General features: G+C 70.2%; 12 protein-coding genes and 1 pseudogene. 5 read left to right on the top strand and 8 right to left on the bottom strand.

Features of this window, described 5'->3' with window-relative positions:
* Positions 1-1,357: sigma 54-interacting transcriptional regulator (locus D7V97_RS26440; protein WP_233583221.1), on the top strand; the 1,357-nt coding region annotated here is incomplete at its 5' end.
* Between the two features lie 54 nt (positions 1,358-1,411).
* Complete coding sequence (locus D7V97_RS26435; protein ID WP_120613410.1) at positions 1,412-2,056, top strand: DUF3332 domain-containing protein; 645 nt, start codon at positions 1,412-1,414, stop codon at positions 2,054-2,056.
* A 63-nt stretch (positions 2,057-2,119) separates the two neighbouring features.
* Here D7V97_RS26435 and D7V97_RS26430 read toward each other — a convergent pair whose 3' ends face one another.
* Positions 2,120-2,662 (bottom strand): hypothetical protein, encoded by a 543-nt coding sequence (locus tag D7V97_RS26430; RefSeq protein ID WP_233583219.1) that lies wholly within the window; start codon positions 2,660-2,662, stop codon positions 2,120-2,122.
* A gap of 5 nt (positions 2,663-2,667) precedes the next feature.
* Positions 2,668-3,987, bottom strand: a complete 1,320-nt coding sequence (locus D7V97_RS26425) for a hypothetical protein (protein ID WP_120613408.1) — start codon at positions 3,985-3,987, stop codon at positions 2,668-2,670.
* An 83-nt stretch (positions 3,988-4,070) separates the two neighbouring features.
* Between D7V97_RS26425 and D7V97_RS26420 the strand changes: the two genes are divergently transcribed.
* Together D7V97_RS26420 and D7V97_RS26415 are read left to right on the top strand one after the other, a co-directional pair.
* Positions 4,071-4,724 (top strand): gluconate 2-dehydrogenase subunit 3 family protein, encoded by a 654-nt coding sequence (locus D7V97_RS26420; protein ID WP_120613407.1) that lies wholly within the window; start codon positions 4,071-4,073, stop codon positions 4,722-4,724.
* Positions 4,721-6,373 (top strand): GMC family oxidoreductase, encoded by a 1,653-nt coding sequence (locus D7V97_RS26415; protein ID WP_120613406.1) that lies wholly within the window; start codon positions 4,721-4,723, stop codon positions 6,371-6,373. The genes D7V97_RS26420 and D7V97_RS26415 overlap by 4 nt, the downstream gene beginning before the upstream one ends.
* Before the next feature lie 22 nt (positions 6,374-6,395).
* On the opposite strand, the gene D7V97_RS26410 is transcribed toward D7V97_RS26415, so the two are convergent.
* Positions 6,396-6,863, bottom strand: a complete 468-nt coding sequence (locus D7V97_RS26410) for a hypothetical protein (RefSeq protein WP_233583218.1) — start codon at positions 6,861-6,863, stop codon at positions 6,396-6,398.
* Positions 6,864-6,924: 61 nt separating this feature from the next.
* Between D7V97_RS26410 and D7V97_RS26405 the strand changes: the two genes are divergently transcribed.
* Positions 6,925-7,362: a hypothetical protein gene (locus D7V97_RS26405; protein WP_199728941.1), complete on the top strand. Its 438-nt coding sequence runs from the start codon at positions 6,925-6,927 to the stop codon at positions 7,360-7,362.
* Between the two features lie 88 nt (positions 7,363-7,450).
* Here the strand turns inward: D7V97_RS26405 and D7V97_RS26400 are convergent, their stop codons facing one another.
* The 5 genes and pseudogenes from D7V97_RS26400 to D7V97_RS26380 form a co-directional block, all read right to left on the bottom strand.
* Positions 7,451-9,760, bottom strand: a complete 2,310-nt coding sequence (locus tag D7V97_RS26400) for a hypothetical protein (RefSeq protein WP_120613404.1) — start codon at positions 9,758-9,760, stop codon at positions 7,451-7,453.
* Between the two features lie 25 nt (positions 9,761-9,785).
* Positions 9,786-11,573, bottom strand: coding sequence for a vWA domain-containing protein (locus D7V97_RS26395; protein ID WP_120613411.1), 1,788 nt, complete (start codon positions 11,571-11,573; stop codon positions 9,786-9,788).
* Complete coding sequence (locus D7V97_RS26390; protein ID WP_120613403.1) at positions 11,570-13,555, bottom strand: vWA domain-containing protein; 1,986 nt, start codon at positions 13,553-13,555, stop codon at positions 11,570-11,572. Before D7V97_RS26390 ends, D7V97_RS26395 begins: the two co-directional genes overlap by 4 nt.
* Positions 13,556-13,592: 37 nt before the next feature.
* Positions 13,593-14,915 (bottom strand): thrombospondin type 3 repeat-containing protein, encoded by a 1,323-nt coding sequence (locus D7V97_RS26385; protein ID WP_120613402.1) that lies wholly within the window; start codon positions 14,913-14,915, stop codon positions 13,593-13,595.
* 169 nt (positions 14,916-15,084) lie between these two features.
* Positions 15,085-15,288, bottom strand: a pseudogene (locus D7V97_RS26380) (calcium-binding protein); the annotation flags it as partial.

Here is a 15,288-nt window from a genome sequence, read left to right as displayed (position 1 = left end):
CTTCCCCCCCGCCCCCATTCCCACGCACACCGTCGTCGCCGCGCGGGCGCAGGGGGAACCACTGTCCGCGCAGCGCTTCCACCTGGTGCTGCTGGACACCGAGCGCGCGGGCACCGTCTATCCGCTCGCCACCGAGGACCTGCGCGTCGGCAAGTCGAACGACAACGACGTCGTCATCGACCACCCCACCGTCAGCCGCAACCACCTGGTGGTGCGCCGTCAGGGGGACCGCTTCCTCGTGCAGGACCTGGGCTCCACCAACGGCACCTTCCTGGACGGCGCCCAGGTGCGCGAGGCCTACCTGCGCCCCGGCGCCCTGCTGGAGGTGGGCGACGTGCGCCTGCGCTTCAGCCCGCAGATGGCGCCCGTGCAGGTGGAGCCCACCGTGGAGGACCGGCTGGGCGACCTCGTGGGCCGCAGCGTGCCCATGCGGCAGATCTTCGCGCTGCTCCAGCGCATCGCGCCCACGGACTCCACCGTGCTGCTCGTCGGTGAGACGGGCTCCGGCAAGGGCGCGGGCGCCAAGGCCATCCACAAGCTGAGCCCCCGCACGGCGGGCCCGCTCGTGGTGTTCGACTGCGCCAGCGTGTCGGACTCCCTCATCGAGAGCGAGCTGTTCGGCCACGAGAAGGGCGCCTTCACCGGCGCGGTGTCCCAGCGCATCGGCTGCCTGGAGCGCGCGCACGGCGGCACGCTGTTCCTGGACGAAATCGACGACCTGGCCCTGGATCTGCAGCCCAAGCTGCTGCGCGCCATCGAGGACCGCGAGTTCCGCCGCCTGGGCTCCTCCTCGGCCATCTCCTTCGACGCGCGCATCGTCGTCGCCAGCAAGAAGGACCTCTGGTCGGAGACGCAGGCGGGCCGCTTCCGCGAGGACCTCTACTTCCGCCTGTCTGTCTTCACCGTCAGCCTGCCGCCCCTGCGCGACCGCAAGGAGGACATCCCGCTGCTCGTGGAGGCCTTCGCGGGCGAGGGCCTGTGGCCCCGGCTGCCGGAGAAGATCCAAGAGCAGTTCATGGGGCACACCTGGCCGGGCAACGTGCGCGAATTGCGCAACGCCCTGGAGCGTGCCCGGCACATGGTGGACATCCCGGGCCTCACGTCGGACAACCTCCTGCGCGAGTTCACCCGCGACGTGCCCACGCCCGCGGGCGACTTCCTGCCGGTGGAGTTCACCGGGCCCTTCAAGGTCTGCAAGGACGAGTTGGTGCGCGCCTTCGAGCGCGAGTACCTCACGCGCCTGCTGGGCCGCGCCCGGGGGAACATCGCCCGCGCCGCGCGCGAAGCGGAGTTGGATCGCAAGCACCTCTACTCGCTGCTGCACAAGTACGGGCTCGTCCAGAGCGAGGCGGACTGACCTTCCGTGGCATGGTGGCGCCGCTTTCGCGCTCCCCTACCCCCTGGAGGTTCCATGAAGATGCGTCCGTCCCGCTGGCTCGGCGTGCTGTGCGCGGGTGTCCTGATGATGCATGCGACGGGCTGCTTCGGCTCGTTCAAGCTCACGCAGAAGATCTGGCAGTTCAACAAGGGCATCTCTGGGAACAAGTTCGTCCAGTGGCTCGTGTTCCTCGTCTTCGTCGTCGTCCCCGTCTACGAAATCGGAGCGTTCGTGGACGCGATCGTCGTCAACAGCATCGAGTTCTGGACGGGCAGCAACCCGGTGAGCAGCGTGGAGGGCGAAGACTCCAACACGCGCATCGTGAAGCTCAGCCCCACCGACACGCTGAAGATGACGCGCGACGTGGAGTCCGGCGTGATGCGGCTGGAGTTGCAGCGCGAAGGCCAGGCCCCGCTGGTGCGCTACTTCGAGCCGCTGGAAGACGGCATGGTCGCGCGCGACGAAGCGGGCGCCCTGCTCATCCGCGCGCAGGGCCAGGCGGACGGCGCCGTGAAGGTGACGGACGCCTCCGGGACCACGATGACCGTGCACGCACGGGACGCGGTGGACACCGCGCGCCAGCTCTTCCTGGACGGGGGCGCCCCGGCGCTCGCGCAATTCGCCACGCACCAGGGCCAGCTCACCCAGGGCCTGGCGCTCAACACCTGCGCGCCCTGATTCCCAACGCCTGACGACGAGGGGCTTCCGGTGCGTCGTCCGCCCGGAAGCCCCTTTCGATTCTCAGGGTCCAGCGTCGGGGCGCACGACGTCGCCCAGGTCCGGACCGAAGCCCGCGTCGAGCGCGGTGGCGGAGAACGTCCCCTCCAGGCTGCGGCCCGCGCCGTACCCGTCGCCCTTGCGGAACGACAGGGAGAAGTCGCCGCGCGTGGGCTCGTCCGGGTTGCCGCCCTCGTCCAGCACCAGGTCGCCGCGCTCCACCACCGTGAAGGCGCGCGCGGGCTCGCCGGCGGCCACGTGCACCACCGACGCGCGGTCGCGGCCGGAGGGCGTGGTGCCACCCAGTTGCACCTTCGTACCCGGCTTCAGGTCCACGCCTTCGGTGTCCACGGTGAGCCGCGCGATGAGGTCCACGTCCAGGCCGTTGTTGCGGAAGTAGCTGACCTGGAGCGCTTCGGGGTTGCGGCGCACCTCCACCCGCGACACGTCGGTGATGGGGAACAGCTCCGACACGCTGCCGGACAGCTCGTTGTCCCCCCGGCAGCCCATGACGCCCGCGCCGCACACCAGCCCCGCGAGTCCCAGCGCCGCCAGGGCGCGTCCCACGTGGCTCACCGCTCCACCGCCAGCGTCAGGGCCTTGGTGGCGCCCGACCGGTAGAGCACCACGCGCTTGCCGTTGGACAGGAACGCCAGCTTCGGCGACCAGCCTCCGTCGAAGTCCACCGTCGTCTCGCGCCACTGGCCTTCCACGCGCGTCGCGATGACGAGCGCGTCGTCCGACGGCGAGCAGCTTCCCTCGTTGCGCCCGGACTCCAGCGAGCAGATCTGGAACGCGATGGACGGGTCGTGCGACGTCGGGTCGAACGCCAGCGACGGGTACCAGCCTCCGGAGCCCGACTGGTAGACGGGATCCGGCAGCGTCCAGTCCTGGGCCGACGCGCACCGCGTCCCCGTCGTGCCCGCGCAGCTCGTGAAGGTGAGCTTGTCGGTGTTGCGGTCCACCACCGCGATGCCGAAGCCCACCGTGGCGTCATGCGCCAGCGACGCGCCCAGCATCGTGTTGCCCACCGTCTGCACCTGCACCGGCGGCGTCCAGGTGGTGCCGTTCGCGTTGCGGCGCTGGAAGTACACGTTCTGTCCCGGAGCGTCCGCCGCCCCGAAGGACTGGTCGAACACCAGCGCCGGCTGTCCGTCCGCCATCACCATCTGGAGGCGTCCGCCATACGCGCCCTTCACGTCGCCGCCCGCGGCCACCACGCTGCGCTGCCACGTCGTGGGGCCGCCCTGGGCCATCTCCACGTCACTGCCCGCCCAGTCCTGCTGGGGGCTCTGGCCGTTGTGGCAGTCGCGGTAGGCGACGAGCGCCTGGCTGCCGCTGAAGACGAGCGTGGGGTTGATGCCCACGAGGTAGCCGGTGTCGCTCACCGGGTTGCCCGCGAGCGCCTCGTCACCGCGCTTCACCGGGACGCTCTCCGTCCACGTTCCGTTCGCGCTGCGATAGGACACCGCCAGGTCGCTCTGGAACCAGAAGATGGACTGGTCGCTGCCGCCGCCCAGGTAGCTCACCGCGGGCTGCCCGTTCGCGCCAAACGCCAGCGAGACGCCGTACACCCGCTGCACGGTGGCGACCTTCTCCCCGGTCGGCTGCACCTGGCCGCCCGTCACCTCGCGGTAGCGCAGCTCGAAGTCCTTGTCGTTCACCTTCACGAAGTACGCGATGCCGATGCGGTCCTCGGGGCCCACCGCCATCGCGATGGAGGAGAGGGAGTGCAGCTCGCTCGGTCCCGTGTCCACCACCAGCCGGGCGAACGGCGTCTCCGTCGGGCCCGCATCCGTCTGGGGGTTCGTCCCCGCGTCGGGATTGGCCGGCTTGCCGCCGCCACATCCCAGCGCGAGCGCCGCACCGAGTAGCCACGCGTGCCGTTTCATCGGGTTCTTCTCCTTGGTCGAAGTCGGCCTGGTTGAGCGCGCCATCCTACGCCAGCCGCGTGCCTTGGGTTAGGCTTGGGGACATGGCTCGCGCGCGTTCTCTTCCCCCCCGGTTGTCCCGGCGCACCTTCATCCAGCGGCTCACCTTCTTCGGCGGTGGCGTGGTGCTGCTGGGAGGCGCCGCCTGCAAGCGCTCCAAGGAGCCGGAAGCGGCGAAGAAACCCACGGAGCCCACCGGAGCCACCGCCAGCGGCCAGCCCCTGCGCACCTTCTCCGCCTTCGAGTACGCCGTCGTCGCCGCGGCCACCGAACGCCTGCTCCCGCGCGACGAGGACCCCGGCGCCCAGGACGCGGACGTGGCGCTCTACATCGACCGCATCCTGGAGACGCAGGGGCTGGAGGCCATGCACCGCGACTTCCTCCAGGGCCTGGCCGCCCTGGAGCGCCGCGCGCAGAGCATGTTCAAGAAGAGCTTCGCCCAGGCCGAACCCGCCCAGCAGGACGAGCTGCTCGCCATCTTCAAGGACAGCCCCGCCGGCAGCGGCGAGGCGCACTTCTTCGAGCTGCTGATGACGCTCAGCCTGGAGGGCTTCCTGGGCGACCCGTCCTATGGCGGCAACAAGGGCCGGGTGGGCTGGCGGCTCATGGGCTTCGACACGGTGGGCACCATCGCCATGGCGCCTCCGGAGGGCTACGACGGCCCCAAGTGCCTGCGCGAGTGCGGAGCCCACAAGTGAGCCACGCACAGGTGGACGTCTGCATCATCGGCAGTGGCGCGGGCGGCGCGCCGCTCGCGCTGGAGCTGGGCCGCGCGGGCTTCAAGGTCGTGGTGCTGGAGAAGGGCCGGCACTACCAGGCCAAGGACTTCGTCCACGACGAGATCCTCAACAGCCGCCGCAACTTCTTCATGCCGCTGCCGTGGGAGGAGCCGCACCTGGTGCGCCACGGCGCCAAGGCCCGCTACGAGCGCAGCAACGTCGCGTGGACCGCCAACTGCGTGGGCGGCGGCACCGTGCACATGAGCGGCTTCTTCTACCGCCTCAAGCCGGTGGACTTCCGCCTGCGCTCCACGCTGGGCGCCGTCCCCGGCACCACCGTGGCGGACTGGCCCATCTCCTACGAGGAGCTGGCGCCCTTCTACGACAAGGCCGAGGCGGAGATGGGCGTGTCCGGCCAGGCCGTCCCCCACCCCTTCGCGGAGCCCCGAAGCGGCCCCTACCCGCTGCCGCCGCTGGACGTGCACCCGGTCGCCAACGAAATCGACAAGGCGTGCTCGGCGCTCGGCTGGCACGCGACGCCCACCGCGCGCGGCATCCTCAGCAAGCCCTACAAGGGCCGGGCCTCGTGCGCGTACTGCGCGCTGTGCGGCAGCTACGGCTGCGAGACGGGCGCCAAGAGCGGCACCAACGCCAGCCTCATCCCCGCCGCGCTCGCCACCGGCAACGTGGAGCTGCGCCCCGGCAGCATGGCGCGCTCCGTGGAGGTGGACCGCCAGGGCCGCGCGAAGAGCGTGGTGTACCTGGACGCGGACGGCGTCGCGCAGGAGCAGCCCGCGAAGATCATCATCGTCTCCGCCACCGCGGTGGAGAGCGCGCGCCTGCTGCTCAACTCCACCTCCAGCCGCTTCCCCCAGGGGCTCGCCAACGGCAGCGGGCTCGTGGGCAAGAACCTGCTGTTCAGCTCCTTCGGCGGCTCGCGCGCCATCTTCCGCACGTCCAAGCAGAAGGACGCGCGGCCGTGGCTCACGGACCCCGCGCCCTTCGTCAACCGCAGCGTCCAGGACTTCTACCTGATGCCGGACGCGCGCCACGGCTTCCGCAAGGGCGGCACGCTGGGCTTCATGTGGTCCCACCCCAACCCCATCTTCGCGGCGGTGGGCCTGGCGGGCTCCGGCAAGACGGGCGTGTTCGGCAAGGAGCTGAAGGACCGGATGCGCGCGTACCGCGACTCGCGCATCCTCGAGTTCGAGGTCTACGCGGAGTTCCTCCCCACGCCCGGCACCTCCGTCACGGTGGAGCCCGGGGTGAAGGACAAGTACGGCATCCCCGTGGCCGCCATCACGCTGGACCGCCACCCGGCGGACTACGCCGCCACGCGCTTCCTTGTCGAGCGCGGGGAGGAGGTGCTCTTGCGCCTGGACCCCGACCACGTGGAGCGCGTGGGCACCCAGGGCGAGACGACCATCCTCCAGCACGGCACCTGCCGCTTCGGCGACGACGCGGCCACCTCCGTGCTGGACAAGCACTGCCGCGCCCACGAGGTGCCCAACCTCTACGTGGTGGACGGCAGCTTCATGCCCTCCGGCGGCAGCGTGCCCTCCACCCTCACCATCGCGGCCAACAGCTTCCGCGTGGCGGACCATCTGGTGCGCACGCTCAAGGGCTGAGGGACGGCGCGCGCCGCTACCGCTACTGGATGCGCAGCGGCGTCACGTCCACCTTCACCACGTAGAGCGCCTGCATGTCGGAGTCGAACTCCACCAGGTGGTCCCCCACGCCGGTGACGTCCACCTCGCGGGTGAACTCGCCGAACTTCTCCATCTGGTCCAACGCCGCGCGGCCCGTGGACGCCTGCCGCTGACGCGCGCGGCAGCCCTCCTCGTGCACGGTGACGGAGGTCTCCTCGCCCGCGGCCCGCACCTCCTCCAGGTAGAAGCTCACCTTGATGGTGGACGCCTCCTTCACCTGGACGAGCAGCTGTCCGTGGCCGGGGAAGCGGCCGTCGGAGTAGCTCTCCGGTCCGAGGATGCAGCCGGCGAACTGGCTGCACACGGGCCAGGACGCATTGCACACGTCCTGCACGCGCGCGCCGATGAAGTCATCGCGCGAGCCGCCGCAACCGACCATCGCAATCAGCAGCACCGCGCCCGTCAACACCCGGGCACTCCGTGTTACAACACCAAACATTCTGACCAACCTCACCGAGGAGTGGATGTCCATGCGCCTGCGCAACCTTTGGCTGCCCCTCACCATCATCGCCCTCGCGGGCTGCGGAGACGAGGGGGGGGAGGAGCTGCCGGAGACGCCCCAGCTGCTCGTCGACCGCACCGAGCTGCTCTTCGACACCGAGTTCGCCGCCGGCACCTACGTCGGCGCGACGACCTTCAACACGCTCTACATCGAGAACCGCGGCATCCAGACGCTGGAGCTCAATGAGATCACCCTGTCCGGCCCCACCGTCTTCACCATGAAGCGTCCGGAGGGCTGGCCGGAGACGGGCCCCATGAAGCTGGAGACCTACGCGCGCACCTTCGTCGAGGTCGCCTTCAAGCCCAACGCCGCCAAGGACTTCGAGGGCAAGCTCACCATCAAGTCCAACGCCGCCAACGGTGACACGCGCGAGCTCACGCTCAAGGGCAAGGGCATCGCGCCGTAGTCGTTGTCGCGGGTGCTGGGAGGCGGCGGAGCGTTGAAGCCCCGCCGCCGACTGGGAGCCCCCCTTGGGGGGCCCCGCTGGGGGCCCGCTACTGGGTGAACTGGCAGCCGCCCGTATACCCGCTGCCGCCGTCCGTCGCCCCGATGGGCGCCGGGCACTGGGTGGGGCTGCCACCATCCGGCGCCGTGAAGCCGCGCGGGTAGTCGCCCCAGCCGGTGCGCAGCGTGTAGCCCACCCGGCTGTAGTCGCTGCGCTCGGTGGCGCTCACCGCCACCTTGAGCGTGCCGCCCTTGATGAAGCGCCGCTCCAGGCAGGCGCACGCGTACGGGGCCACCGTGACGCGCGTGGTGCCGGCCGTCTTCTCCAACTGGTACAGCGCCTGGTAGCTGCTCAGGGGCGTGCTCGCGCTGGTGTGCCACGCGCGCATCACCGACGAGCTGTACGCCAGCGTCAGCGCCCCGCCCGTGCTGGTGGTGCTCACCGGCGTGCAGCCCGTACCGCCATCCGTCGTGGGGGTGCCGTCGCAGAAGGTCAGGTCCAGCGCCAGCCCATGCGGGGTGCCGCCGTCGGGCAGGTTGTCCACCTCCCACTGCACCAGCCACGCGGCGTCCTCCGGCGCGGTCCGGCTGGGGAGCGTGTAATCGTACGTGTCCGTGTCGGACGACACCGCGTCGTAGTCCGTGGGGCCGCGCACGCCCAGGCCCGTGGCGCGGTCGTTGCCGCGCAGCCGGCCGTGGCCGTAGGACAGCTGGCCCTTGGACTCGAAGCTGGCGTTGCCCACGGGCAGGTTGCCCGCGCCCACTCCGTTGAGCGTCCGGGCACGCTCCTGCTCCGTGGCCCCGCTGTAGGCGCCGGCCTCCTCCGCGTCATCGTCCTCCCAGCTCACGTCCAGCCGGTAGTCGCGGTCGTCCGCCCAGTTGGTGCCGTCGTCCTGCACCACGAAGTGGTACGTCGCGCTCGCGGCGTGCGGCGGCACCAGCAGCGCGCCCTGGAAGTTGCCCAGGTTGGGGAAGCGCGCCGGGTCGCTCTCCTCACGCAGGGACTGGAGGCACAGCACCGCCTCCGGGTTGTTGCAGTAGGTCTGCACCAGCGACGGCGCTTCGGGGTGCTCGCGCGCATCGCGGGGGCACACGGCGGGGCTGCTGGAGCAGGAGGCGCGATTCTCGGCGGTGACCGACGTGCTGACGGTGGTGAAGACCAGCACCTGCCGGTCCGCGAGCTGACCCAGCGGCAGGGGCAGCGGCTCGAAGCGGCCCCCGGTGCCCAGCGGCACCAGCCGGTAGCGCAGCACGCTGGGCTTGCTGTACGCGGGCAGGCGCGCGGTGAACCAGTCGCGGTCCGACACGTAGCCCAGCCGGCCGGTGAAGGACTTGGACGTGCCCGGAGCCCCCGCGAAGTCGTCCGCGAACGCCTTGGCGTAGGTGTCGTTGTCGCTGGACTGGTCATGCGAGTCCGCCTCGTCGAGGACGCGCACCTCCACATCGTAGGGCTGGCGCAGGTCGCCCGAGGGCACGGGCTCGTTGGCCCCGCGGTAGCCCTTCACCACCAGCGTCCACGTCCCCGCCACCTTCACCTTGCGCGCGGTGGCCAGCACGCCCGGGTGCACCTTGGGCAGCACGTTGCCCTCCGACTCCTTCTCGGTGCCGTTGGGCCGCAGCAGCTCATAGGACAGGCGGTAGTTGGGCGCGAAGTCCTGGTCCGGCGCGGTGACCTTCACGTAGGCGATCTTCCCCGCCGTCAGCGGGAAGCTGAAGCGGTCCACGTCGCCATCCGTGGCCAGGTAGCCCTTCGCGGTGCCCACCTGCGCGGCGCCCTGCGCGGTGAGCGCGATGGCCGTGGGTGTCACGTCGTTGGGCTCGTTGGTGTCCGGGTTCTCCAGCAGCTCCACCATCAGCCGGTACGGGTTGCGCGCGTCGAACGCGGGGCGCGCGGGGTTCGTCGGCGCGTCGCGCACCACCACGATGAGCTGCGTGTCCGGGGTGCCGTACGGCAGCACGATGTCGATGGGCTTCGGCGCGCCGGAGCCGTGCTGATCCGACTTCGCCACCAGCGCGGTGTTCTTGTCCTTCTCCTGCACGGAGACGGACAGGTTCACCGGCGTGCTGGCGGACAGGTACGCGCCGGTGATGTGCACCAGCGTGCGCGCGTTGGCGTTGGCGGGGATGCGGATGCTGTACCAGTCCTCGTCCCCCGCCTTCACCTCACCGGCGAGCGCCAGGAAGCGCTCCACCGCCACGCCGGGCTTCAGCTCGCAGTCGGCGTTCGTCAGCGCCTCTTCGCGGTTGTTGCACAGGTCCTCCACGACGACGGGGCCGGCATCCGGCGTGTCGTCTCCGTCCGAGGAACAGGCGGCCAGCAGGAGGAGCGCGAGCGGGAGCAGTCGGGTGCGGAGGCGCATGGGGGACTCGGGAGGCTTCAGCATTTCAGGGGACGGGCGCGAGGGTCGGGACGCCGGGGCAGCCGTCCACGAAGTCCTCGGGGTTCACGCGGATGATGCCATCCGGGGGCGACTTGATGCCGCCCACCGGGTAGCGCACGGAGTCCACGCGGAAGGTGCGCACCAGCGTGCGCGCGGCGGTGTCATCCGCGGGCAGCATGGACACGGAGAGGTAGATGTCGTTGTAGCCCGCGCCGCGCTGCACCGTGCCGGCGTCCACTCCGCCGTCCACGCCGCCATCCGCGATGAGGGGCAGCGTCGGCGCGAGCAGCACGTTGTCCACGCGGAAGCGGTAGCACTGGCGCCCTTGCGCATCCACGGGGCCGTCCGCCTCCAGGCTGTAGCGGTACGCGTCCGCGGCTAGGTTCGCGGTGTCCACCTCCAGCGGCCGCGTGTGCATGCGCGCCTCGCTGCGGTTGGTCAGGCCGTCGGTGTCGGGGTCCTCGTCCAGGTCGTTGCTCGCGCCCTGGGTGCCGCCCCGCCACTCCATGCCGTCCGGCACGCCGTCGCTGTCGCTGTCCTGCAGCGTGGCGTTGGTGCCGATGAACTGCTCGTCGCAGTCCAGCAGGCCGTCACAGTCGGTGTCCGCGCCGCGCAGCGCGGGCGGGCAGCCCTTGTCCAGGCCGCCGCCGTCCGGCAGCGGGCGCTGGTTGGGGTCGAACTGCACGCCGCGGTCGCGGAAGTAGACCTCCACGCCGTCGCTGAAGCCGTCGGTGTCGGTGTCGCGCAGGTTGGGGTTCGTGCGCAGCTCCGCCTCGCGCGCGTCGGTGAGCCCGTCGCCGTCGGTGTCCGCCTCGTTCAGCGGGCTGCCGGTGGGCGCGGAGAAGTTGGAGGCGACGACCTCCTTGAGCACGAAGGCGCGGCGCACCTGGCCGAACTGGAAGTTGAGGAAGTTGATGGGCTCGTTGTTGCGGAAGTCGCGGAAGTTGCCGCCGCCGAGCGACGCCATCTTCTCCAGGCGGTCCGCGTTCTGGTTGATGATGAGCAGCGGGCAGCCGCCGTCCCCGAAGCCGCCGTCCTCCGCCACCAGGTCGCACACCGAAGGCACGGGCTGCGTGGGGTTGAAGACGTGCACGGTGTTGAAGCGCACGTCCTCCACCAGGTCGCGCAGCTGGCGGATGCGCACCACCGCGTCGCCACGGATGAGCTCGTCGTCCTGGTTGTTCGTGGGCTTGCCGTCCGACAGGAAGATGACCGAGTAGCGCGCCTGCGCCAGCGCCTCGTTGCCGTTGGGCTGCAGCCGCGCCCGCGCGATGTCCGTGTTGATGAGCGCGTAGATGTCCGACAGCGGCTTGACGAAGTCCGTCGAGTCCCGGTTCGGAGAGGTGTCGGTGTTGCGGAAGGTGAGCAGCTGTTCGGTGAGCTTCGCGCGGGCGGTGGCGTCCAGCAGCGACAGCTGCACGAAGCCGTCCTCCGGCGGAGGCCCCGGGTCCTGGGTGAGGAACGCCGTGGTGCTGCCGGCGAACAGCATCACCGCGATGGAGACCTCGTCGTCCTGGGGGAGGCTCTCGATGAGGTCCACCAGCGCCGTGGCGCGCGCGCCGTCCGGGTCGCTCACGCGCATGGACTGGCTGGCGTCCATGGCCACGATGATCTTGATGGGCCGGCGCACTTCATTGGCGCCCAGCGTGCAGAAGCGTCCGTCCAGCGCCACGGCCCGGTCCGCCGGGACGTCCGTGTCCCGGCGCGGGTCGTAGAGGTACGAATCGGTGCAGGCCACCACCACGGCCAGGCCCAGAAGGGCCAGTCCCCACAGACGTCCGGTGCGGCTCACGGCGCGGCACTCCCCTGCGTCGGCGACACGCCGACGCACTCACCCTGCGTCCTCCACGGGTCCGCCAGCTGATCCGGCCGCTTGAAGTCCCCGTCCTCCATCGCCAGGTCCGGCCCCAGCGGCACGCGCACGCTGGGCGGCGCGTACTGCGCCCAGGCACACGCCGTGCGCCAGACGCCGTAGTCGGTCGCGACGCCGCTCTCCGGCGCCTCCGCGAACCACACCTTGAACAGGTTGTAGCCCTGCTTCACGCCCGCGCGGTCCGGCGGCGTCACCATCTGCAGGTTGGACACGGTGAAGTCGTAGCAGACGCCGTCCGTGTCGCTGGTGTCCTCGACCTTCTTCACCTCGTACTGGATGCCGTACTTGTCGTGGAACGGGCGGTCGCGCCGGGTGGGGTCGCTGCCGGCCTTCAGCTCCTCGTCGTCCGGGACGCCGTCACCGTCGGTGTCCAGGCCCGCCACGCTCGACTGCAGCGGGTTGAGGCCGTACTTGGACTCCAGGCCGTCCGGCGCGCCGTCGCCGTCGCTGTCCACGATGCCCGCGCGCGTCTTGAGGTAGGCCTCGGCGAACTGCGACAGCCCGTCGCCGTCCGTGTCGCGGCACACGCAGGCGGGCGTCAGCGGGGACTTGGGGTCGCAGCCGCGCGCGTCCAGGTCGTTGCCCGGGCGGAAGCCCTGGTCCTGGCGGCGGTACTCGAAGCCGTCGCTCAGGCAGTCCGTGTCGCTGTCGGTGACGAAGGGGTTCGTCTTCAACTGGAAGCTGTTGTCCAGCGTGTCCGGGACGCCGTCGCCGTCGCTGTCCAGCACGCGGCCGTCATCCCCCGGCGTGGAGCTGAGCGGCTCCACCACCAGCGTCTTCATCACGTTGGGGGACGCGAAGGACGAGTAGTCCAGCGCGCCCAGGCCCAGCTCGGAGATCTCCGCAGTGTTGCTGAACTCCTGGTACACGCCGTTGCCCATCTCCGCGAAGCGCTTGAGCAGGTAGGAAGCGATCTTCTTCGCGGCCGCCGGGTACTGCGCCTCCGGGACGCCCGGGTAGGTGCCGTAGATGTCCTGGCAGATGGGGCCGCAGGCGCGCACCGCCTCCTCGTTGAAGAGCAGCACCGTGTGCATGCGCACGTCGCCCACGTTGTACTGCGTCTTCAGCTCCATCAGCCGGCGCACGTAGCTGAAGAGCTGGTAGTTCTGGTTGCGGTCGGTGCCCACCTCGAAGCCGGTGATGGCGTCGGTGGTGCTGGTGGCGTTGCAGAAGCTGGTGATGGAGTCGCGCCAGGTGAGGTCCGGGCTGTCCGGCCCCGCGTAGACGGACAGGGCGTCGTTGGCGGAGCAGCGCGGGTACGGCGTGCCGTCCGTGAGGAACACGACGACGTAGCGCGTGCGCGGCAGGAGCTCCGGCGTGGACTGCGACACCGCCGCGATGTCGCTCGCGATGATGCTGTACGCGTAGCTGAGCGCGCCCTGGTAGTCCGTGCCCTTGCCCAGCTGCGACTGGAGACCTTCGATGTAGCCGTTGATATCGCCGGGGCGCGCGAAGCGGTCGCCCGTGGCGGCCGGCGGCCACGTGTTCTTCACGTTCGTTTCGAACGGGGCAATGGCGATGCTGATGTTGCCCTGGCCGCGGTCGTTGATGCGCTTGAAGCCCGCCACCAGGTTCTTGAGGGCGCGCACGCGCGCGGGCTCGGTGACGCCGGGCGGGATGATGGCCTGCACCTCGGCGCGCTCGCAGAAGCCACTGCCCTCCTGCGAGCCCGGAGGATCCGACACGCACATGCTGCCGGACTCGTCGACGACGAGCACCACCTTCACCGGGAAGCCGGTGGGGTTGGCCGGGCGCGTACACACCCGGCCGGTGAGCGTCAGCCGGTCATCCAGCTGGGACTGCTCCTGGGCGCGAGGCTCCAGGAGCGAGTCGGAACAGGACAGCACACCCAGGGCCAGGAGGCCGGTCGCAAGAAACGGAACCACGAGCTGACGGCGCATGCGATGCGGACCTCCGGGCACTGGGGGGGACGACAGCCTACGCCTTCCGGCGACGGCGCAGCAGCAGGCCGAGCACGCCAACGCCCAGGGCCGCGGCGCTGCCACCCGCGGGCAGGGACGTGCAGCCACTGCCAGCCTCATCCGTATTGCCCACCTTCAGGAACAGGCTGGACACGGAGGCGCGGCGGTCGGGGAACACGCGGTCGGCGAAGGCCAGGCGCGTGGACACCTGCAGCTCGTACTCACCTTCCTCGTCCGGCTGGAAGTTGGGCACGCTGCCGTCCACGTACTGGTACTCCCAGTGGCGGCTGTAGGTGACGGCGCCCTTCGGGTTCTCCACCACCGCGGTGGAGCCGGAGGGACGCTTCACGACCGTCCAGGTGTACTCGATGGCCGCGCCGTTGCGGTTGGCGAACAGCGGCGGACGCACCGCGAGGCCCGTCTTCTCCACGTTCAGCACGCCGCCGGTGCCCACGGTGAAGGGCGCCTTCGGATCCAGGCAGTCCGACGGGTCGTCCTTGTTGAGCACCACGCAGTAGCGGGTGTCGCAGGAGTCGCCGAACTCGTCGCCGTCGTCATTCGCCTGGTCGCGGTTGGCGACGATGGCGCAGTTGTCCTGCGCGTCGAGGACGGAGTCGTTGTCGTCGTCCACGTCGCACTTGTCACCGATGCCGTCCGCGTCCGTGTCCTTCTGGTCCACGTTGGTCAGGCCCGGGCAGTTGTCCAGGTTGTCGGAGACGTTGTCGCCGTCCGCGTCCACGCGGCACAGGCTGACGTCCCCGGGGAGCACCTGGTCCGGGTTGGACACGAGCGGGCAGTTGTCCTCGCCGTCCGCGCGGCCGTCGTTGTCGTCGTCGGAGTCGCAGACGTCGCCGATGCCGTCCTTGTCCTGGTCGGCCTGGCTCTCGTTGGGAACGGAGGGGCAGTTGTCCTCGCCGTCCGCCTTCTTGTCGTTGTCGTCGTCGGCGTCGCAGGCGTCACCGGCGCCGTCGCCGTCGGTGTCCAGCTGCGTGGTGTTGGAGACCGCCGGGCAGTTGTCGCAGGAGTCGCCAGCGAGGTCGACGTCGCCATCCGTCTGGTCGCGGTTGGACGAGAACGGGCAGTTGTCCTTGTCGTCCGCCTTGCCGTCGCCGTCCGCGTCGTCCGTGTACGACAGCGTCTTGCCGTCGTCCGTGTAGGCCACCCAGACGGAGCAACCACAGCCACAGCCACAGCCGCCACCCTCTTCCTTGGGGCGACCGCACTCATCTCCGAGGCACTCCGGGTTGTCCGGACTCTGATCCTGGGCCTGCGCGATGCTGGGGGACAGCAACAGGTAGGCGCCGAGAGCCAGCACGGGGGCAATGCGAGCAATAGTCATTGTGACTCCTTTCACAACCCCTCTCCTAGCAAGAGGCGATCCGTCTGCTTGGCTGCATTGAAACCTAGGAGATTCAAGGGGTTGCAGACCCGCGAGGGAGTGCTACAGGCTGGGTGTGGGGGGCACACCCCATTGAGACTGTGGGGGAAACCCCACGTCGGGCCGGGGTTCAGGTCCCGATGATGAAGTCGTCGGAGGACAGGGGAACGATGCCGGTGGGGTTGCGGCCGGTGTCGGGGCTGTACTGGATTTCCTGGATGTAGAGCGACCCCACGCCCGCGCCGCGCGGATCATTGTCCCGGCCCACCTGGAGGTAGAGGTAGACCTCGTTGGTGCCCTCCCGGATGAACTCGCCGGGGATGAACGGGTGGGG

Origin of the sequence: Corallococcus sp. CA053C (assembly GCF_003611675.1) — a bacterium.
In the GTDB taxonomy this organism is placed as follows: Bacteria; Myxococcota; Myxococcia; order Myxococcales; family Myxococcaceae; genus Corallococcus.
The sequence above is the reverse complement of the archived record's forward strand: the minus strand, read 5'-3'. Positions and strand labels throughout refer to the sequence as shown.